This window comes from Pararobbsia alpina, assembly GCF_965118125.1.
GTDB classification, from domain to species: Bacteria; Pseudomonadota; Gammaproteobacteria; order Burkholderiales; family Burkholderiaceae; genus Pararobbsia; species Pararobbsia alpina_A.
Genome location: NZ_OZ221288.1, coordinates 1,932,957 through 1,953,225, shown reverse-complemented (window position 1 = coordinate 1,953,225; position 20,269 = coordinate 1,932,957). Strand labels below are relative to the sequence as shown.

15 protein-coding genes are annotated in these 20,269 nt (G+C 60.8%); 12 read left to right on the top strand and 3 right to left on the bottom strand.

The features are described from left to right. Nucleotides 1-18: 18 nt before the first annotated feature. Nucleotides 19-1,527 carry a sugar ABC transporter ATP-binding protein gene (locus ACMFWR_RS26750; RefSeq protein ID WP_413195400.1) on the bottom strand — a complete coding sequence of 503 codons (1,509 nt, stop codon included), beginning with the start codon at nt 1,525-1,527 and terminating at the stop codon, nt 19-21. A gap of 225 nt (nt 1,528-1,752) precedes the next feature. Continuing rightward, nucleotides 1,753-2,706, bottom strand: a complete 954-nt coding sequence (gene alsB, locus ACMFWR_RS26745; protein ID WP_413195399.1) for a D-allose transporter substrate-binding protein — start codon at nt 2,704-2,706, stop codon at nt 1,753-1,755. A 652-nt stretch (nt 2,707-3,358) separates the two neighbouring features. On the opposite strand from alsB, the gene ACMFWR_RS26740 reads away from it, so the two are divergent. After that, nucleotides 3,359-4,588, top strand: coding sequence for an ROK family protein (locus ACMFWR_RS26740; RefSeq protein WP_413195398.1), 1,230 nt, complete (start codon nt 3,359-3,361; stop codon nt 4,586-4,588). Nucleotides 4,589-4,653: 65 nt separating this feature from the next. Here ACMFWR_RS26740 and ACMFWR_RS26735 read toward each other — a convergent pair whose 3' ends face one another. Next, nucleotides 4,654-4,887, bottom strand: coding sequence for a hypothetical protein (locus ACMFWR_RS26735; RefSeq protein WP_413195397.1), 234 nt, complete (start codon nt 4,885-4,887; stop codon nt 4,654-4,656). Nucleotides 4,888-6,760: 1,873 nt separating this feature from the next. On the opposite strand from ACMFWR_RS26735, the gene parA reads away from it, so the two are divergent. The 11 genes from parA to ACMFWR_RS26680 all read left to right on the top strand — a co-directional run bounded on the left by parA (nt 6,761) and on the right by ACMFWR_RS26680 (nt 20,100). Continuing rightward, nucleotides 6,761-7,420 (top strand): ParA family partition ATPase, encoded by a 660-nt coding sequence (gene parA / locus ACMFWR_RS26730; protein WP_413195396.1) that lies wholly within the window; start codon nt 6,761-6,763, stop codon nt 7,418-7,420. Between the two features lie 9 nt (nt 7,421-7,429). Beyond that, a complete protein-coding gene (locus ACMFWR_RS26725; protein ID WP_413195395.1) occupies nt 7,430-8,470 on the top strand; it encodes a ParB/RepB/Spo0J family partition protein in 1,041 nt (346 codons plus the stop codon). A 2,083-nt stretch (nt 8,471-10,553) separates the two neighbouring features. Then, entirely contained in the window at nt 10,554-11,939 is a 1,386-nt protein-coding gene (locus ACMFWR_RS26720) for a replication initiation protein (protein ID WP_413195394.1), read from the top strand. 280 nt (nt 11,940-12,219) lie between these two features. Then, on the top strand, nt 12,220-13,425 hold the full coding sequence (locus ACMFWR_RS26715; RefSeq protein WP_413195393.1) for a DNA-binding protein: 1,206 nt from the start codon (nt 12,220-12,222) through the stop codon (nt 13,423-13,425). A 720-nt stretch (nt 13,426-14,145) separates the two neighbouring features. After that, nucleotides 14,146-15,216, top strand: a complete 1,071-nt coding sequence (gene tauA, locus ACMFWR_RS26710; RefSeq protein WP_413195392.1) for a taurine ABC transporter substrate-binding protein — start codon at nt 14,146-14,148, stop codon at nt 15,214-15,216. A gap of 48 nt (nt 15,217-15,264) precedes the next feature. Then, on the top strand, nt 15,265-16,047 hold the full coding sequence (locus tag ACMFWR_RS26705; protein ID WP_413195391.1) for a taurine ABC transporter ATP-binding protein: 783 nt from the start codon (nt 15,265-15,267) through the stop codon (nt 16,045-16,047). Then, the gene (locus tag ACMFWR_RS26700) at nt 16,044-16,916 is read left to right on the top strand and encodes an ABC transporter permease subunit (protein ID WP_413195390.1); all 873 of its coding nucleotides are present in this window, start codon (nt 16,044-16,046) and stop codon (nt 16,914-16,916) included. Before ACMFWR_RS26705 ends, ACMFWR_RS26700 begins: the two co-directional genes overlap by 4 nt. Before the next feature lie 106 nt (nt 16,917-17,022). After that, the gene (locus ACMFWR_RS26695) at nt 17,023-18,645 is read left to right on the top strand and encodes an amidase family protein (RefSeq protein WP_413195389.1); all 1,623 of its coding nucleotides are present in this window, start codon (nt 17,023-17,025) and stop codon (nt 18,643-18,645) included. A gap of 100 nt (nt 18,646-18,745) precedes the next feature. Beyond that, complete coding sequence (locus ACMFWR_RS26690) at nt 18,746-19,159, top strand: GNAT family N-acetyltransferase (protein ID WP_413195388.1); 414 nt, start codon at nt 18,746-18,748, stop codon at nt 19,157-19,159. Between the two features lie 49 nt (nt 19,160-19,208). Further along, a complete protein-coding gene (locus ACMFWR_RS26685; RefSeq protein ID WP_413195387.1) occupies nt 19,209-19,625 on the top strand; it encodes a MarR family winged helix-turn-helix transcriptional regulator in 417 nt (138 codons plus the stop codon). Between the two features lie 46 nt (nt 19,626-19,671). Beyond that, entirely contained in the window at nt 19,672-20,100 is a 429-nt protein-coding gene (locus ACMFWR_RS26680) for a tautomerase family protein (protein WP_413195386.1), read from the top strand. Nucleotides 20,101-20,269 lie beyond the last annotated feature (169 nt).

The following is a 20,269-nucleotide window of genomic DNA, read 5'->3' as shown; positions in this document are numbered from 1 at the left end:
TCTTTCCTTTGACTTCACTCATGATGTGGCCACCTGCATGATGTTTTCCTCTGTCGCATCGCGATTGTCGAGAATGGACGCGATGCTGCCTTCCTTGTAGACGACGATCCGGTCGCACACGCCAAGCAGTTCAGGCAATTCCGAAGACACCATCAGAATGCCTCTGCCCGCGGAAGCGAGTTCACGCATGATTTGATAGATCTCCGCCTTCGCACCGATGTCGATGCCGCGCGTCGGTTCGTCGAAGATCAGCAAGTCACAACCCGCCGCGAGCCATTTGGCGATGATCGCCTTCTGCTGATTGCCGCCCGACAGCTCGGTGATGTTCTGCGTTGTCGATGCGCACCGGATGCGCAACCGCTCGCGGTATTCGCTGCCAAAGCGCTTTTCCTTCACGCGGTCGATCAGGCCGAGCGAGAGGGCGCGACGTGTGTCGCGCAGAAACGGCACGATCGAAATGTTTTCTTCGATCGAGAAGTTGTGGAAAAAGCCCGTGTTGCGGCGATCCTCGGTCACAAAGGCCAGGCCGCGTTTGACGGCCTGATACGGTGATTCGATTTCGATGGGCTTGCCGTTCAGAAAGAGCTCGCCCGCGGCGCGCGGACGCACGCCGAAGATCGTCTCCATCAATTCGCTGCGCCCCGAGCCGATCAGTCCTGCGAAGCCCAGGATCTCGCCGCGATGCAGATCGAACGAGACGTCGTTCACGAGACCGTCTTTCGACGACAGGTTGCGCACAGAGAAGACAATCTGCGCGCGCTCGACTTCCGCGCTGTCCGGGCGGCCATGCACGATCTCGCGGCCGACCATATACGACACGAGCTTGTCGGTCGGTGTGGTCTTGGCGTCGTAGGTGCCGACGTATTTGCCGTCTTTCAGCACGGAAACGCGGTCGCCGACGATCGGAATCTCCTTGAGCTTGTGCGAGATATAGACAATGCCGACGCCGTTGCGCTTGAGTTCGCCGATGACCTTGAACAGATGGCCGACTTCCTCGTCTGTCAGCGATGAGGTGGGCTCGTCCATGATGATCAACCGCGCGTCGCTTGCGAGCGCCTTGGCGATCTCGACCTGTTGCTTCTCGGAGATGCTGAGGTCACCGACCAGCGTGCGCGGAGAACGACGCAGGCCGACGCGCTCGATCGCTTCGCGTGCCTTGGCGTTCATCAAGGCTCGATCGACGACCGACACGCCGAAGCGGCGCGTGGTCGGAATCTTGCCAACGAACAGGTTCTCTTCAATGCTCAGGTAATCGATGACGCTGAGTTCCTGGAAGATCACGCGAATGCCGTGATCGGCCGAGAGCGTCGGGGTGAGCTTTTCGTATTCGGTGCCATCGAGCGTGATCGAGCCGGATGTCGGCTCGTAGATGCCGCCAAGGATCTTCATCAACGTCGACTTGCCCGCGCCGTTCTCGCCGAGCAGCACGTGGACTTCGCCCGCCTTGACGTCGAAACTCACATCCTGCAGCGCGACCGTGCCGGGAAAGCGCTTGACGATGTCCCGTACTGACACAAGTGTTTGCATGGTCTTGCCTGATTCGTTGCGGATCGACGGAGCGTCAGCGCCAGTCGATCGGATTCAAACTGCATGTCCGGCGAGCGTGAAAAAGACCGGTTCGATGCCGCCGCATGCGAACCGGTTCACGACGGCTGACTGCTTTCCTGCGGAGTGGCTGTTGCCTGATACGTGCTTCGTGTTGCGGGCTGCCTGTCGCACGATACGTGTCGCGCGACAGGCATCGCGTGACGCTTATTGCGTGACGAGATTCGAGTCGATCGCGATGAACGTCGGCGTGTTGTCCGGCGAAATCGCAGGTTTGGTCTTGAGCGCATCAAGCAGCACGTCGACCGACTTCGCGCCGATCGCGGCCGAATCCTGCGCGGCGGTTGCCGTGAGCTCGTGATGCTTGACCGAGTCGATCGCTTCCGGCGCGCCGTCCGTGCCGACGACGATGATCTTGCCGAGCTTGTCCGCGTTCTTGACCGCTTGCAGCGCGCCGAGCGCCATCGTGTCATTGGCCGCGTAGATCGCCTTGAGGTCCGGGTTGCGCTGGAGAATGTTCGTCGTCACGTCGAGCGCTTTCGAGCGATCCCAGTCAGCAGGCTGGCTTGCCACGAGTTGCACGCCCTTCGCAGCCTTGAATGCCGCCGTTGCGCCATCGCGGCGCGCATCGCCACTGGCGTTGCCGGCCTTGCCTTCGATGATCGCGACCTTGCCGCCCGATGCGCCGAGCTTGCTCACGATATAGCCGCCGGCCTTCTTGCCGAGCGCGAGATTGTCGGTGGCGATAAACGCCACGACCGAACCGCCGGCCGCCTTGAGCTGGCTTTGGTCGATCTTCTCGTCGACGTTCACGACGTAGATGCCTTTCTTGTTCGCGTTCGCGACGGCCTGCACAAGACTCACCGGCGAGATCGGCGCAATGCCGATGGCCTTGTAGTTCTTGTTGATCATGTCTTCGGCCAGGCGCTGCTGGCCTTGAATGTCGTCTTCGCTATTGCCGGCCACGACATCCACCGTGACGCCGCGCTTCTTGGCCTCGGAGAGAATGCCGTCCTTCATCGACACCCAATACGGGTTCGACAGGGTTTTAAGGACGATGGCGATGTCCGCATCCGCGGCGTTCGCAGGCATCGCGGCACCCAGCGTCAACGCAAGGGTTGCCGAGCCGATCATCGCGAGGGTGAGTTTTCTGACGTTCATTCGTGTCTCCTGAGGGGCCCGTTTCTTGGGGGCCGACTGTTGTTCACATGACGCACCGGTGTATCCCGGCGTTGGCGATGCACACCACGCAAGCACATCGGCCCCGGAAGGCGGTGGTGTTGCGAGGCGGTAAACCAATCAGGCACTGCCCGCGATAAGACCGTGGCCCACGCGGGTTTGCGAAGGACAGACAGCTTTTCGTCGGATGTGTAACGGACAGAGACACGCGGGCGCCATGCAGGCGCCGCACAGACAGAGCCGCGCCGGTGTCGGCGGGTCGCTCGGTTTGTCTCCTTCGTTATTTGCGTTCCAGTATATGAGCCCGTCGAAATGCGGCCATTTTGTATTTTTTAATTCGAATTCCGACATAAATACGGGCGCTATCGGACGATTGCTAAGCAGGTTGTCGCAACATCCGCCGAAAAGGTATGCTGATATGGAGGTCGGTCACGACGTTCGATACTTTCATCGGAGTATGAATCGGGTCGCCGACCGGATCGCCCTCGACTGAACGGGTCGCTGATCGTGCCGATGCATGTGACCCGGGAGTCACGCTCCGTCGCTATTCGTTGTTGGCTGAGGCCGTTGTTGAATCCTCGTGCGAGCGAGACGTTGAGAGTTCGCTCGTGCAGCACTGCTTGCGGGATCGTTGATGAGTGATCGTGTGCCCGTTTCCCCTCCGTCGCGTCTCGGACCGTCCGAAGCGTCGTTTCGGCTGGATCCGTTCGAGACGCATAGCAAGATCGCGCGTTTGATCGCGTCGTCCGCAGGCGTGAGCCGTGCGGATCTCGCTCGCATCACCGGACTGGCGCGCTCAACGGTGTCGCAGCACGTGCAGCCGCTGCTCGATGTCGGGCTGATCAAGGAGCAGGAGACGAGTCCTGCGGCGCGCGGACGTCCTGCGACGGGGCTCGCGCTGAACGCGCGCGCTGGCGTCGTGTTGATCGCGGACCTCGGCGCAACGCATGCGAGGCTGGTTGTCGCGGATCTCGCGCAGCGACGCCTCGCCGAGCATGTGTTCGGGCTCAATCTTGTCGATAGTCCCGAGAACGTGCTGAATCTGATCATCGAGGAGCTGGCCAATCTGCTGACCAAGCATCGATTGACCGATCGCAAGGTGCGTTCGGTCGTCGTGGGTCTGCCGGCGCCGGTCGACTTCAATCGCGGCGTGCCGATCCGCCCGCCGATCATGCCTGGCTGGGACGGTTTTCCTGTTGCGCAGTATGTGCAGGAGCGTATCGACGCGTCCGTGCTCGTCGACAACGACGTGAACCTGATGGCGCTTGGCGAAGCACGCACGCGACCGCCATCGCAATCGCCCTTGATGTTCGTCAAGGTGTCGACCGGGATCGGCTGCGGCGTCGTGACGGGCGAAGGCATCCTGCATCGGGGCGCCGATGGCGCGGCGGGCGACATCGGACATATTCGCGTGGCCGGACGCGAGAACGTGATTTGCCGGTGCGGAAATATCGGCTGTGTCGAGGCGGTCGCGTCAGCCTCCGCGCTGGTGCGCACGCTCCAGCAAGAGGGGAGAACCGACGCGCAGAACGCCGACGATCTCGCGCGGCTGGTCAAGGCCGGCGATCCCGAAACGGTGCGGCTCGTTCGAACCGCTGCAGCTGAGATCGGCGATGTGATTGCGACGGCCGTACATTTCTACAATCCCGCGTCAATCGTACTCGGCGGACGCATGGCACGGATCAGCGACGATTTGCTCGCGGGCGTGCGCGCGGTCGTCTATAGCCGGGCGCTCCCCCTGGCGACGCGCAGTCTCTCGATCGAGAACTCCCAACTCGGAGAGTTGGCCGGTGCGATTGGGGGCGTCGTGCTCGGGATCGAGCGCGCGCTCGCGCCGGATAGTCTTGCGGAGATGTTGCAGTAGGCGGGTGCGTGAAATTGCGGCTGTGAGCTCGAGGGCCGGAAGGACTTTCTCGCGCTTCAAGCCACTTATTTGCCGTGGTAATTCACCTCGACGTCGCGGTTGCCCATCACGGAATCAAAGAGCTTGAACCGTGTGATCCGTTCGGCTTTCAGGTCGAGCGAGACACGTTCGATCGCCGCTTTCCCTTCCAGCGTGTAGTGCTCGGTCTCGACACGGATCTTCCGGCCCATGTCGATCTGCGAGCGCAAGCTCGTCAGGTAGTGCAGCAGGTGCCCCGCGGACGACAGCAAATGTTGCATGTCTAGCTCCTTGCCTGCGCTTCAATCATTGGCGTCGATCCCCATCCCGGTCCGAACGAGATACCCGCGGCGCGCCTGGCGCGAGCGCAGATCGGGAAACGGCGACCCATCCGAGGTTTCATAAAGCAACAAGCGAGCACGGCGTTTTAATCAGTCACTAAACAGGCCGTGCATTATACGCGTCAGATAATTTTCATTTATTTTGTATTTTTTATTTTCACACCGAATCGAGGTGGCCACCAGTTTGAAACGCTCGTGCAAGCGTCCGGTTCACTACAGACCGTCGGTGCTCGCGATCAGTTCACATCCGCGAAGGCTTCAAAGTGACCGGCCGCCGTGCCCTTATACTCCGGGTCGCAGGCCGAAACGCTTCCATCCGGTATCCGCACGTAATTGTCGCCCAGAGCGCTGCCGTGGCATTACGGCTCATTGCGGGGCATTTCCGTTCGTTACCGGATCACCCTCCGAGACAGGTTGAACGGGGCAGACCCCTTCTCAAGATTGCGAGTCACCAGTCAAGCTCGCACACGGGCTTCGCAATCCGTCGCTAGTAGTCCGTCGCTAGTAGTCCGTCACTGGTAGTCCGTCGCCGCAAATCTATCGACTCCCGGAATAGGTATTGCATTAGGTCGGCGGCGCCCCGATGCCACAAAATCGATTAAATATCTTTATACGTGCGCGTTGTGGTCAGGTTGAAAGCAAAGCGTTCGTCACAGGTTGGTTTCCAAGCACGTGGCCCTTGGTTACCACCAACGTTTAGAGATTTGGTCTGGAGAACCATTGCCACGCACCCTCACGTACGAAATCAATAAATAGGTGCCAAACCTCCACCGACTCATCTAGCTCGGGAGCCTTTGAAACAATCAACCTAGAGCACGGGCTACGGCGGCGGTGCGAAGAGCAGATAGCATTCGCGCTCACGCACTCATAGATACTTCGCGGGTACCAATGAGCAGCGAGCACATTGGCTACATTCAAACTCGCGCTACGTCGCTGCGGACGCGAGGAACTCACGCACTTTCAGCGCTGAAAGTGCGCTAGCTTCGAGTCGGTGTCCCGCATCAATGCAATGCGAGCAGGGGGGCAACACCCAGCCGACACTCGCGTTGCGTCCTGATTTGCAGCGCTCGGCTGTGCCTCCCCGTGGCTTCGATTGGGGGGAGTGCTTTCCCCGCCATTCGCCATTCGCCATTCGCCATTCGCCATTCGCCATTCGCCATTCGCCATTCGTCCTGAGTCCTGAGTCCTGAGTCCTGAGTCCTGAGTCCTGAGTCCTGAGTCCTGAGTCCTGAGTCCTGAGTCCTGAGTCCTGAGTCCTGAGTCCTGAGTCCTGAGTCCTGAGTCCTGAGTCCTGAGTCCTGAGTCCTGAGTCCTGAGCACTGAGCACTGAGCACTGAGCACTGAGCACTGAGCACTGAGCACTGAGCACTGAGCACTGCGCACTGAGCACTGAGCACTGAGCACGTATTTCACCGGCGGGTGAACGAGAAACCTGGAGCGTAGTTACACCAACCGGAAATCGACTCCGTTGCGCGAACCCCATCAGGCGTCCACGTCGGCCACCTAAAAACCGGTCGAAGTGCCCAAAAAAGCGGCGCGCCAGAATTGTCCGTGCCGGCCTCGTGCACACACATCCGGGCAATTGGTACTCCCGGGTGCGAAAGCCGCTCCTGCGGCCGTTTAACGCGTTTTCCCTCTTTTGGCCGAATTGCTCGCCCAAATCACCCCCGCACAATGGCCATCTCGGACAATGAAGGACAGAATAAATAGGTCCAAAGTTATATAACTTTGACTTTTCATCATCGACCTCATACAGTACTAGCCACGTAATAGGTCGCACTTTCAGCGCTGAAAGTGGATAAGGGGAAAACGCATGGTCGCAAAGGTGATTGCTGTCTTTAATCAGAAGGGTGGGTGCGGCAAGACCACCGTTTCGATGCAAGTCGCGGGGACGTTGGGTTTGCGTGGAAATCGCGTCCTGGTTATCGATATGGACGAACAGGGCACTGCGACACGCTGGGCATCGCAAGCCGCAGACGAAGCGCCATTCCCTGCCACGCTGTCGAATCTCGCGATGATGGGCGGCAAGATGCATCGCGAAGTGCGTAACCAAATCGAGAACTACGACTACATCGTGATCGATTGCCCGCCTGCAGTGCACTCGCCTTCACCCTCGAGCGCCATGCTCGTCGCAGACCTCGCACTGATTCCGGTTGTTCCCGCACCTGCTGATATGTGGGCCGTCGTCGCGGCCAAGCAACTCGCAGCGCAAGCGCAAGTCACGAACGAACTGTTGAAGACGCGCCTTGTGCCGAACATGGTTCAAAAGAACACCACGCTGGCCCGCGACACGATCGACGTGCTGGCCGAGGACGACGAAGTTCCTCTTCTTCAAGCCTGGCTCGGTTCGCGTTCCGCGTACCGCGAATGCCAACTGCTTGGCGGCACCGTTCACCGCGTGCCGCGTGCAAAAGACGCAATCAATGAGGTCGACGCACTCGTCGACGAAGTCCTTGAACTTGTCACCCAATAAGGACCGGACATGACAGCGAAAACTCAAAATCGGCGGGATCTCCTCCGGGCATCCCTCAAGGCGGAAACCGCATCGGTAGAGAAGCGATTTGCCGCGGCGGAAGCTGCCATGGAGCGCGCTCCGTCCGGCCTCGCCGGCGCTTTCGCGGGTTCGGGGCGCGGTGCGTCGACTACTTTCAGCGCTGAAAGTGAAGCGCCGGTCACCGCAGAACCGGTCGCAACCAAGCACGACGGACGTCCCCTGATTAAGTTGCCGCTCGATCGTGTCGTCGACAACCCGTTCAACGCGCGCCAGATCTACAACCACGACGTCATCAAAGAGCGCGCGGCGTCGATCGCAACGCATGGCCAACGCGTTCCCGCGCTTGCTTGCGAAGATTGGCGTCGACCAGGGTTTTACATCCTGATCGATGGTCACTATAGAAAACGCGCAATTCAAGCCGCTGGAAAAAATGAAATCGAATGCCTGATCGAGCCGATCACATCCGATATCGAGCTCTACCGCATGAGCTTTTTGCTCAACGCAGAGCGCAATGCCCAGTCGTCGCTCGACAATGCGCTCGCATGGCAACGCCTGCTGACCGAACAAAAAGTCGATTCGGAAGAGGCACTCGTCGAGCTGACCGGACTCTCGTGGGGCACCGTCAACAAGACCCTCTCGTTGCTCAAGTTGCCACCGACTGCGCTCGACAAGCTTCGCGAACACCCGGCGAAGTTCGGTGTCGCGGTCGGTTACGAGGTCTTTCTGTACGCCAAGGCTGCTCCTGAGGACGAGGTGGTCACGCTGATGCAGCGTATCGTCGATGAAGACCTCAGCAGCCGCGAGCTCGAAAGCCTGCGGAAGAAACGCCAGGCGAAGCCGGCCCGCAAACCGAAGGAAGTCAGCCGGCAATACAAGATTCGATCGGGCAACGCTCAGGTTGGCTTTATTAAGGAATGGGATTCGGGCAAGGTCGCATTCGAAGTGCATTTGCCCGATTCGAAAGAGCGCGACGCGCTCGTCGAAGAACTCAAGCGTCGATTCACGCTGTCGGAAGTCGATCCTGTGTAGTCATGGCGGTCAGGTTGGCAAAACCAGTCAGGGTCCCAAAACCCGCTTTTGCTTCCCCGACCGACCCGTTCTCCTGAGTTGATCGGATCTGGTCGCCGCATACCGCCGCGACCAGATTCCCAGCCGGTTCAATGAGGGTTCACCGAGCGACCGCTCGAAAGATCCCTGAAAATCCTCACCAATAGCGAATCGGCGAGTCAGCAGCGCTTCGCTCGCCGGAAACGTCGGTATCGCGATCCCCAATCGCAGCCCCTGGTCCCCATTCGTCTCCCTGTTCCTTGTGCCTACCGTGATGCGGCACCGTCTCGGGCGACATTCGCCATCGCTCCGAAGACACGGTCCGCCGGACGAATTCCGCAGCTCGTCAAAGAAGTCTCACTAGCGTCTGTGCGCCTCATTGAGAACGCCATAGTGACCACACCTCATCCCGGCGCGCGACATAGGCTCGCGGAGGGTGCAGATCACGAGTCGCTGCGAGCGGGGGAGGGCACCTCGTCCTCGGCGCCTCAACTCCACGGGAACGGCATCGACCGGTAGTCAGCACAAGAAGTTGAGCTCATCGCTCATCGCTCATCGCTTGGCGCTTGCCGGTTGCCGGTTGGTGGTTGGTGGTTGGTGGTTGGTGGTTGATAGTCGCTGGCCAGCAGTCGGTTGTCCGCACCCAGCGCTCAAGAGTCCATCGAGCGCATTCACTTCTCGAACTTCCGAACAAAAAAACTCGCCGCGCTTCGAGGATCGCGACTCGCCGGAAAACGTCCCCGCACCACGAAGATTTGAACGTAGGTGAGATCGATCAGGGATCTGCGCGTCCATTCGGCGAAGTACCCTGTAGCACCTCACCAAGCAATGTTTGTGCGGCTCAGCGACGCAGTGAGCGCCTACAAGGGGAGACCTGAAGCACCTTGGGTGAGGGAATGCAGGGAGCTTTTGAGCCGATGGTGAGCTTGATCGGGGACCACCATCCTCACGGTCGATCACCGTCCCTTTACCGGACCGCTTCACTGCCCCGTGCGCACGCGAATAGCCCTGTCCGGCTGCCGATATGCCGCCCCGCCGCGCATTCCGCCGCCGAAAACGCCGCCGGCGCCTCACGCCGCGGCGTCGTGCGCGGTGATCTACGCAGGTTGGCCAGGAAATCGGCCGTCTGCTAAGTCTTTGAAAACACAGGGACTCACGCAATTGGGTGAGTGGCAACGGGGACCCAAAAACCTCATCTTGCCCTCGGACGGGTGCCTTCGGCTTGCGAAAGGCCTCTCCATGCCCCTCGCAGCACGTAACGGGACTTTTGAGTCATCCCGGGCGCGGGGAAAGGCGTATAGCGCCGCAAATTCGGCCCTTTGGTGAGCCGATTCAGGGAACTGCAGCAGTCTCGCATTACCGATTCGCGGGTCCCTGAAGAGCGAATGCGTCCTCGAACCGGCTTGGTCGTCGAATCAGGCCTGCGTGCTCACAGCCACGTTTGTCAAAGGTGAGGCTCCACAGGGACCACAACTTCTTGCAAAACGCTTTTCAATCATGCATTTACATACTGAAGCAAATGCAATTTCGAGCATGGTGAGATGTTTCAGGAAACTCGCTGCATCGCTTGAGAGAATTAAAAGTAAACACTTGTAAACCTTTAAAAACGTTAACGACCTCTGAAACCCAATACTGGCGGGGGTTTCCGGCCGCTAAGGTGAGACGCAGCGGGTAGGGTGGTGAGCCCCGGCGGGGTATACGGTGAGCCGCCACAGGATGGTTTGCGCAGGTCGGTGAGATCGGCCGGGGAGCTCAGTGTGTGGATACAGGGACCTTTTCACCGCCACGTGAGCTTGTCCGGGGACCCCCACTTTTGACCCACTTTGGCCCAAAACCGAGTCGATTTTCTGCGACGCACCCTAAAAAAATTATTTGGGTGAGAGTTTCCGGGGTACTTTCCCTCACCTTCGCCGTAAACCCCTGTCGCAACGAACTTCTTTGGGTGAGTGTTTTCAGGGAACTCCGAGCGCAAATAAGAACGGCATGAAATCAACAGCTTATGGGTGATTGTCAGGCGTTCACCTTTCGGTCATGATTGGTGAAACTCACGATTCACTTTAAGGCAATGGCCCGGGCCAAACCAAAACAAGCCTCCGATCTCGCCACAGGCGGCTCGGCGCTGGAATTCAGAAAAACCAACGAAGCCATTGGCCTGCGTGTGTCGGAAGGGCGCCTGTCACTCCTTTCGCGCAAGACGTTCAACCTGATGGTCTTTCACGCGCAGAAGCTCGGCGTGCCGGGGCAGAACGCGCCGATCGACACGCCTGTCGCGCAAAAATACTTCTGGATCCCGCTGACTGATCTGGCGCGAGACGCCGCCTACGACAGCAAGGATACCGAGCTTCTCAAAAAAAGCGTGCAGGAGCTTCAGGACATCCGGATCTACATGGAAGACGAGAAGCAATGGACGAGCGAACGTCTCGTGTCGTCCGTGAAGATCGTCAATTCCGCGGGGCTTAAGCGTCGCGGGGGCAGGGTCTGGTTCGGCTTTGCGTTCCCGCCTGAAGTGGCGAACCTCGTGATGAGTCCGGGCGCTTACACGAAGCTCTCGATTTACTACCAGACGATGCTCCGTAGCGGCGCGAGCCTGGCGCTGTACGAGATCTGCCGTCGCTTCGCGACCAATCCTTCCCACCTGAGCTCGCGCGAAAAGTGGGAGTGGTGGTACGGCGCGTTGTCGGGCAACCCCGTCACGGAAGGGCTGCCGCAGTACAAGTATTTCAAGCGCGACGTGCTCAAAACGTCGATCGCGGAAATCAATGCGGTGACGGATATCGAGGTCGAGCTGATCGAGCACAAGCAGGGGCGCAAGGTCGTCGACCTGCAATTCCGCATTCGGCTCAACGAGCAGCCTGCGCTGGATCTGCCGGCCCCGCCGCTGATCGACGCGGCCGTGATCGAGCGTCTGATGCACCTCGGTATCGCGCAAGAGGAAGCCACGGCGATTTTTGTGTCGCACGACGACGCGACGCTGCGCGCGACCCTGGAGCTGGTCGAGGAACGTGTGCGCAGCGTCAAGGCGCCTCCGCTCGACTCGCCCGCGGCGTATTTCAAGTCAGCACTGCGCAATCGTTACGCCACGCCGCGTGATGTTGCGCGCAAGACGCTGGCCGGTGCGGCCGCCGGCGCTCAGGCAGGTGCAGCCGCCTCGACCGGCGCCGCCGACGAGATCGTACCGGCCGCCGAGCGCGGCCCGACGCTGCGCGAGCGCTTCGCAGCCAAGCGTGCACGCGAAGCGTCGGACTATTTCAACGAAGTCGACCCGCAGCAGCGCGATCAACTGATGCTCGAGTACGAACCCGAAGCACCGCGTGTGATCGCCACAGCGCTGCGCCGCAACGGACTGCATTCGAAGGTCGCGCAGACCGGCTTCTTTGCCTGGCTCGCGACGCGCCTGTGGGGCGACGTCAGCGACAAGGATCTGCTTGCGTTTGCTGAAAGCGAACTCTGATTGACGGGGGCGCGAGGAGCCGAAGAGGGGACCAGAAAGAGAGAACAAAAGGCCGCCGTGAAACATTGGGAAAAAATCCGGTTTTCGCAGGCGGCCTTTTTATACAAAGACTTAGCCAACTTTCTTGCAGTTGTTTCACGGCAAAATGAGCGTCAGAATGCCCAAACGGGTCAGCGCTTCTCAAAATCTGTACAAAGTCGCCCATTGCGGCGCAAAGCACGGATAACGTATCTTTCGCTACGTAATATGTATCAGGCGAAATGACAAAAGAGGACCGCGTATGAATGCGGACGCGAAAGAAGCAATACGTCGTGAGATTGCCGACCTCAAGCGGGCCGGCGGGCGTCGACGTGAGCTTTCGTTGCATGCGTGCCAGCGTTTGTTTTTTGATCACGCAATACGGCCGTCGGTTGCCGCGGTGCGCGAGCTCACGGGCGTGGGCAGTGCCGGCGACATCCCGAAAGATATCGACGCGTTCTGGGAGCAGACGCGCCAGAGCGCGACGGCGCGCGCTGGCGTAGGCGCGATCCCGCCCGAGCTCGAACATACCGCCGGCGCGTTGCTCGGCGAGTTGTACCGAAAAGCGATTGACGCGGCGGCGACCCAGCTCGACACCGACCGGCGCGCGTTGGCCGCGGCGCGGACCACGTCGGATGACGCGGTGCGCCGCGCGGAAGTCGAGCGCGATCTCGCCCTCGATGCCGCCCGAGAAGCGCGCGCCGCACTGACGGCAGCCGAAGCGGAGCGCCGCGCTCTCGCGATCCGGCTCGATTTCGAACATCAGGCCGCAGCGACGAGTCGCACCGATTCACAATCGCTTCAATCCCTGCTCGACCGCGACAACGATACGCTGCGCCAGGAAGTCGCGCGTCTACGCGCTGAAACGCAGGCTGCCCAGTCCGAACTCAGTACCGTACGCGGCAAGCTTCAGGACAACGCGGAAGCGTATGCCGAACAGATCAAGGACGCTGTCGCGAACGCGGAGCGACGGGTCAAGCCGCTTCTGCTCGAGCTCGACACCTTGCGCGGGCTCGCATCGACTTACGAATCGGGTAGCCGGGATCTCGCCAAGCGCGAGTACGACTTTATCCAGCAACTCAGCATCGCCAAGGGCCGTATCGATACGCTTGAAGCACTGTCGAGCCGACAGTCCGACGAGATTGCGACACTGAATCGCGAGCTTGCGTTAGCCGATCGGCAAAACGGCTTTCCTCCGGCGGTCGGCGCGCTGCTCGCGTCGCTCGCGAGCAGCGGTCGCCTGAACCCCGACGAGGTCGAAGTGCTCGGCACGCTTGTTGACGGATTTGCGCCGATCGTTCGCGCATGCCCGGCTTGCGGGGATGGGGAACCCGAATTGTCGAATGATGGTGGCGTATTCGAATTGAGGTGTCCTGATTGCGACCACGCGTCGGGTCCGGCGCCATCACGCATCGCTGCCACCGCGCAGTTTGCGCGAGGGGCAAGGCAATCGGCGAAGTCGACTTAGCCGCTGCGCAACAGGCGCGAGTTTTTCAGGGTCGCGGCCACGGCCGGCCGCGTCACAAGGCAGACAAGCCAAACGCATCACGCCTCCCCTGCTGAGTGAAAGCAGCGGGTTGGACGTTTCAGACCGATTCAGAACAAGGAGTGGAACAAAACCCGGCAGCTTCGGGCGCACTACACGGACAGCGTCGATTTCTATCGATCCCCTTCACACACCAGTCGTTCGAGCGTTGAGTTCGCGGCGTCCTTGCCTGAACTCGCCCCGACACGCATGCGAGTGAGCGCGTTCGGAATTTGAACCGAGCGCGTTCACTGGTATTCGTTTGTCTTGTGCGAGTCGTTAAGGTGAGACGATTCGGGGATCTTTTGTCCTCCGATTTTGGGTGAGGCTGAACAGGTAACTTTCGGCATTCCTACAGTGAGTCGTAAGGCGGTAACCCACGACCCTGTATCGTCTGCGTCACATCGGCCACCACTGCCATTACCGCGCGTGACACGTGAGCGGACAGCCACCAGCCGTCGCCTTGCGCTCTCGCCGCGTCGCAGCACGCTTCTGACTTGCACGCCCCTTTCCCTGACCTTGCAGCGCGCTTGTGCAGACGTGTCATGACGTCATTCTTTCCGACGCGCTAAGCAAAGCAGAATTCATTGGCTTGTTTCGTTCCGTTATTCTCTATAGTCGGGCTCGTCGCCGGTCGAGCCGGCCTGCTCGTGGAGAATTCGGATGAACGTGTTTCGTAAATTTCTGGCTGTCGTACTGCCCGCTATCACAGCAGGCACGTTCGGCGCCGCGGGCGGCATCGCTGCGCTTGCGCCGGTGTCGGCTCAGGCCGCGGACCACGAAGTTGTAATCGGCTATCAGGACATGGTGGTGCCCTGGCGCTACGCGCAGGCAACCGGCGAAGTCGAAAAAGCGACGGGCTATAAAGTCGTCTATCGCCAGCTGGGCAGTGGCGCTGAAGTCATCCGCGCCCTCGCGTCGGGTTCGATTCAACTGGGCGAAGCGGGCTCGAGCCCGGTCGCGGCCGGACTGTCGCAGGGTGTGAATCTGTCGCTGTTCTGGATTCTCGACAACATCAACGATGCCGAGGCGCTCGTTGCGCGCGATGGTTCGGGCATCAACACGATCGCTGATCTCAAGGGCAAGAAGCTCGGCGTCCCGTTCGTATCGACTTCCCATTTTCATACGCTTGTTGCGCTCAAGGCCGCTGGGGTCGATCCGTCGACGGTGAAGATTCTCAATCTGCGTCCGCCTGAAATCGCGGCCGCGTGGGATCGCGGCGATATCGACGCGACCTACGTCTGGGATCCGGTGCTCGCGAAGGTCAAGCACAATGGCAAGGTGCTGACGACATCGGGGCAGGTCGCGGCGCAAACCGGGCAATCGACATTCGACGGCTTTGTCGTCGACAAGAAGTTCGCTCAGAGCAACCCCGAGTTCGTGGTCAAATTCGTCGAGGTGCTGGCCAAGAGCGACGCGAACTACCGCGACCAGAAGGCGAAGTGGGCGGTGGGTTCGCCCGAAGTCGCCGGCGTGGCGAAGGAGTCCGGCGCGAAGGAATCCGACGTTCCGGCAAGCCTTGCGCTGTATGCGTTCCCGACACTCGCGCAACAGGCGTCGTCGACTTGGCTGGGCGGTGGTACGAGCGGCGGCGCCGCCAAATCGCTCGAGGCGACGGCCCAGTTCCTCAAAAGCCAGGGAACGATTCAGACCGTGTTGCCCGATTATTCCGCGGGTGTCGATCCGAGCTGGGTCGAGAAAGCCGCCGCACAGTCAAAGACCGCGGCCAATTGAGCGTGTTGAATTGAGCGTGTTGTCACGACCGCATCGTAGTGAGGTTGCATGAGTCTGCTTGATATCCGCGGACTGGGCGTCGAATTCGAGGCGCCCCGCGGTGGATCCGTCAAAGCGTTGTCGCAGATCGACCTGCGCGTCGAGTCGGGCGAGTTTGTGGTGGCGCTCGGCGCATCGGGCTGCGGCAAGTCGACTCTGCTCAATTGCATCGCTGGATTTATCGAACCGAGTGCCGGGTCGATCGAGATCGACGGGCATCCGGTCATCGGGCCTGGCGCCGACCGTGGCGTTGTATTTCAGCGGCACGCGCTGATGCCGTGGCTCGATGCACGCGATAACGTCGCGCTCGGCCTGCGTTTCCGGGGTGTGTCGAAGCAGGAGCGCACACAAGTGGCGGAACGATGGCTCGGCGAAGTCGGGCTGTCGAAACACGCCAAGGCACCGGTCTACACGTTGTCGGGCGGCATGCAGCAGCGCGTGGGCATTGCGCGCGCACTCGCGGGAGATCCGCGTATGCTCCTCATGGATGAACCCCTTGGCGCGCTCGATGCGTTGACGCGTGAATCCATGCAGGAACTGCTGCTCGATATCTGGCAAAAGACACACAAAACGGTGTTCTTTATTACGCATGGTGTCGAAGAGGCGGTGTTTCTCGCTACCCGTCTGATTGTGATGACCCCTTCGCCTGGACGCATTGCCCATACGTTCGACCTTCCCTTTGCGGCACGATTCGCGCGCACACACGATGCGCGCGCGATCCGGTCCGATCCTGAATTCATCGAATGGCGTGACCGTATCGCCGATCTCGTCCGTGAACGGAGTCCTGCATGAACGCGCGTCGTGAGGAATGGCGCGCGGCGGATCCGCGCGTCGAGCAATCCGGTGCGACACGTGAAGAACGGCCGCGCTTCGCGCGTATCCGCGCGATGCCGGGCGAAGGTCCCACTGCGTTGATCAGCGCGGTTACGGTCGCATTGGTCATCGCGATCTGGTGGCTGGCGTCAGGGCGCGCGTGGGTGCCGCCGTTATTTCTACCTTCGCCCGCCGCGGTACTCGGTGCGTTCAACGATGCATGGCACGGCCGGATTCAGGGCGGCTTGCCGCTCGTCGATCATCTGATCGCGAGCACGACGCGTGTGCTCGGCGCATTCGCGCTCGCCGTGATCATCGGCATTCCGGCGGGCATCCTGATGGGCGTCTCGCGCATCGCGCGAGCGGTGCTCGATCCGCTCGTCGAGTTCTATCGGCCGTTGCCTCCGCTGGCCTATCTGCCGCTGGTGGTGATCTGGTTCGGGATCGACGAGACCGCCAAGATCATCGTGATCTTTCTCGCCTGCTTCGCACCGATCGCGATGTCGGCGCGCGCGGGCACACGCGGTGCGACCGTCGAGCAGATTCATGCGGCGCAGTCGATGGGCGCCACGCGCTGGCAGCTTGTCTGGCACGTCATCGTGCCGGCAGCATTGCCCGATATCCTCGTGGGGCTGCGTATTGCAGTGGGCTTCGGATGGACGACACTCGTCGCGGCCGAGATGGTCGCCGCGACCAGCGGCCTCGGCCAGATGGTGCTCAATGCGTCGAGCTTTCTGCGTACCGACGTCGTCATCATGGGCATCGTGTCGATCGGCGCCATTGCCTGGATCTTCGACTTTGCCATGCGCCTGCTCGAGCGCAAGCTCGTACCGTGGAAAGGAAAATAGCCGTACCGTTTAACGGATTCGCGCTTCGCGCGGAACCTCTTTGGCCGGGTGGTACTCTCTAGACCGTATCCGCGCGCAGTTGCGCGCTTGCTGTCCTGGAGAGTACATGAAAGAGTCGCAGTCACGAGGCCGCCGCGCATTTCTGGGCACCGCGTTGAAGACTACCGGTGCGCTGGCTGTTGCCTCGTCCACCACTACCCTGCTTTCGGGTTGCGTGCCTCCTGATGAGGGGCCGAACTCGGGCAATACGGGTCCTTCCGGTTTTACGCGTCGCACCGCGGGTTCGGGCCGCGAAGCGGACCTCAGCGCGACCGAAGCGCTCGCGCAAATGCAGTCGGGCCGCCTGAGCGCGGAGCGTTATATCAGCGCACTGATCGACCGTACGCAGGAACATCGTTCGCTGAACACCCTGATCACGCTCAACGAAACGGGCGCAATCGAAACGGCCAAGCGTATCGATGCCGCGCGCGCCGGTAACAAGCCGCTCGGTCCGCTTGCCGGTGTCGGTCTCATCATCAACGACAACATCAACACAGCCGGTGTCCCGACAAGTTCCGGTACGCCGGGGCTCAAGGACTTTACGCCTTCGGTCAGTGCACCCGTATTGCAGACGCTGCTCGAGAAAGGCGTGATCGTAATCGGCAAGGCCAATATGCACGAGATGGGCCTTGGCGTGACGAGTTCCAATGCCGCGTTCGGCGCGGTACAGAATCCGTACGACGTGACGAAGATTCCAGGTGGCGCGTCGGGCGGCACCGCCGCAGCGCTCGCAGCGCGTTTCGCGCCGATCGGTCTCGGCACGGATTCGGGCGGGTCCGTGCGCGTCCCCGCGGCGCTGTGTGGTGTTGCCGCGCTGCGACCCTCGGTCGGTGGCGGCGGGAAAGAACGGCGCTATCCGCTGGTGGGTGTCGCGCCGGTTTCCCATACACGCGATTCGGTCGGTTCGATGGCGCGCAGCGTGGCAGACATCGTCCTGATCGACAACGCGCTGACGGGTTCGCCGTCCGTGCAGGCGCGTCCCGCCAATCAGATTCGACTGGGCGTGCCGCGCGACTACTTCTGGAACGGTGTCGACCGGGACGTTGCGAAGCAATGTCAGACAGCGCTCGACAAGCTCAAGGCGAGCGGCGTCACGCTCATCGAAGCCGACCTTCCGGATATCGCGACGCTGACGCGCAACACATCACCGGCGCTCACCCTGTTCGAGTTGTATATGGATTTCCCGGGCTATCTCTGGGAAACCGCTGCGCCGCATTCGTTCTGGGACGTCCTTGCAGGCGTCAAGAGCCCGGACGTGCAGGCTTTGCTCAAATCCGGCAAAGGCATCACGCGCGACCAATACATCAAGGCGCTGACCGTCGGACGACCCAAGCTCGTCCAGACCTACGCGGACTACTTCGCTCAGCAAAATGTTCAGGCGATCGTGTTTCCGACGGTGCCGGTCACTGCGCCACTGATCGATCCGTCGTACTCAGGTGCACTGTCGATCGACGGCGTCGCTCAGCCTGGCGGATCGACGGCCATTCTCACAGCGATGACGCGCAACGTCGATCCGGGCTCGTGTGCCGGGCTTCCCGGACTGTCGTTGCCGGTTGGCCTGGCGTCGAACGGCATGCCGGTCGGCCTGAGTCTCGACGGACGCGTGGGCGCCGATGCCGATCTGCTCGCCATCGGCCTGACGGTCGAATCGATCGTCGGTCCGATCGCGCCTCCGCGCTTGTCGGCGTGATATCTGCCGGCGCGACGTCACGCGCCGGCAGATATCAACGAAAGATCCCTGAATCTCCTCACCTTTGCCGGTTCTCACTGGAAAACTAGGACACCAGAGTATGTCGATCACTTATGAACGCGATCGCAAGATCACACGGGAACAGTTTGTGGATCTGCTTGTTCGCTCGACGCTCGGCGAGCGCCGTCCGATTGACGATGACGCGTGCATCGACGCGATGCTGGCCAACGCGAACCTGACGATTACGGCCTGGGACGGCGACCATCTGGTTGGCGTCGCGCGGTCCGTGACTGATTTCGCGTACTGCTGCTACCTCTCGGACCTGGCGGTCGATTCGGGCTTGCAGCGCGCCGGTGTCGGGCGCGAACTGATCCGCCTCACACAAGCCGCGCTCGGGCCGAAGGCCAAGCTGATCCTGCTGTCGGCGCCCAAGGCCGTGGGTTACTACCCGCGCGTCGGCTTCACGCGGCATGAGAATGCTTACATGATCAATGCGACGGAACCGCTGCGGTAGTCAGGAAAATAAAGTTGCAAAGCTAACCATCTCGGACTAAGCTGCATTCATGTTCGATCAATGCCTGTACTTCAACACCACAGCGCTGGCGCGTGTCGTCGAGCGGGAATGGACGCGCACTTACGAGCCGTTCGGCCTGACGCCACCGCAAGCGTTCATGTTGCGCGCGATTCTCGCGCGTGAGGGTGCGCTGCATCGCGAGCTGGCCGATCTGCTTGGGATCGCGCGGCCGACGGCGACACGCGTGCTCGACAGTCTGGCCGAGAAGGGCTTGATCGAGCGTCACGCGTCGGCGGGGGACGGACGTGAGTCCTGTGTGTATCCGACAGCCGTTGCCAAAGGGATGGAGAAATCGATCACTGCGGCAAGTGCGGCGACGACGCGCCGGGTCAAGAACCTGATCGGTGCGGACGTGTTTGATGGGACGGTGGCGCAGCTTCGCGAAATCCGTACGGTGCTGGGCTGATTTTTTTTGTTCATATAGTTGCATTGCTAACTAATGTGGAGGCAGTATGCCGATTCTTAACGTGAGGATTAGCGGGGAACCCGACGCTCGAAAGACCGCAGAGATTGCCAACTTCTTGCTCGACAAGACGGTGGACATCCTGCACAAGCGCCGGGACCTGACGGCCGTGGCGATCGACTATGTGAGCCCGGAGCAATGGTTCGTCGGCGGCCGGACGCTGGCGGAACAGGGAAAGGCCAGCTTCTATTTCGACATCAAGATTGTCGATGGCACGAACACCAAGGATGAAAAGGCGCGCTACCAGCGTGAGGTGTTCGAAGGGATGCGAGAGCGGCTCGGGGACCTGCACGAAGAAAGCTATATCTATGTGCAGGAGGTCAAGGGCGATGCCTACGGGTTCGGCGGTCTGACGCAGGAGTACCGGTATATCGCGGCGAAGGTCGAGGCCGAGGCACGGATCGCCGCGCCGGCGTAGAGCGTTACGGAGCGGGGCGGCCTCACTGTATCTACGACGCAGGGGCCGCCCTCCCGCCGTCTCAGGCCATGCCAGGCTTAGGGGCTCAGGCTCAGGCTCAGGCTCAGGCTCAGGCTCAGGCTCAGGCTCAGGCTCAGGCTCAGGCTCAGGCTCAGGCTCAGGCGGTACC

Bases quoted from the DNA above. Each gene is read 5' to 3' on its own strand.
- ACMFWR_RS26700 (WP_413195390.1), top strand. From the start codon at position 16,044: ATGAACGCGCGTCGTGAGGAATGGCGCGCGGCGGATCCGCGCGTCGAG.
- ACMFWR_RS26695 (WP_413195389.1), top strand. From the start codon at position 17,023: ATGAAAGAGTCGCAGTCACGAGGCCGCCGCGCATTTCTGGGCACCGCG.
- tauA (WP_413195392.1), top strand. From the start codon at position 14,146: ATGAACGTGTTTCGTAAATTTCTGGCTGTCGTACTGCCCGCTATCACA.
- ACMFWR_RS26725 (WP_413195395.1), top strand. From the start codon at position 7,430: ATGACAGCGAAAACTCAAAATCGGCGGGATCTCCTCCGGGCATCCCTC.
- ACMFWR_RS26750 (WP_413195400.1), bottom strand. From the start codon at position 1,527: ATGCAAACACTTGTGTCAGTACGGGACATCGTCAAGCGCTTTCCCGGC.
- ACMFWR_RS26740 (WP_413195398.1), top strand. From the start codon at position 3,359: ATGAGTGATCGTGTGCCCGTTTCCCCTCCGTCGCGTCTCGGACCGTCC.
- ACMFWR_RS26715 (WP_413195393.1), top strand. From the start codon at position 12,220: ATGAATGCGGACGCGAAAGAAGCAATACGTCGTGAGATTGCCGACCTC.
- ACMFWR_RS26720 (WP_413195394.1), top strand. From the start codon at position 10,554: ATGGCCCGGGCCAAACCAAAACAAGCCTCCGATCTCGCCACAGGCGGC.
- parA (WP_413195396.1), top strand. From the start codon at position 6,761: ATGGTCGCAAAGGTGATTGCTGTCTTTAATCAGAAGGGTGGGTGCGGC.
- alsB (WP_413195399.1), bottom strand. From the start codon at position 2,706: ATGAACGTCAGAAAACTCACCCTCGCGATGATCGGCTCGGCAACCCTT.
- ACMFWR_RS26685 (WP_413195387.1), top strand. From the start codon at position 19,209: ATGTTCGATCAATGCCTGTACTTCAACACCACAGCGCTGGCGCGTGTC.
- ACMFWR_RS26705 (WP_413195391.1), top strand. From the start codon at position 15,265: ATGAGTCTGCTTGATATCCGCGGACTGGGCGTCGAATTCGAGGCGCCC.
- ACMFWR_RS26690 (WP_413195388.1), top strand. From the start codon at position 18,746: ATGTCGATCACTTATGAACGCGATCGCAAGATCACACGGGAACAGTTT.
- ACMFWR_RS26735 (WP_413195397.1), bottom strand. From the start codon at position 4,887: ATGCAACATTTGCTGTCGTCCGCGGGGCACCTGCTGCACTACCTGACG.
- ACMFWR_RS26680 (WP_413195386.1), top strand. From the start codon at position 19,672: ATGCCGATTCTTAACGTGAGGATTAGCGGGGAACCCGACGCTCGAAAG.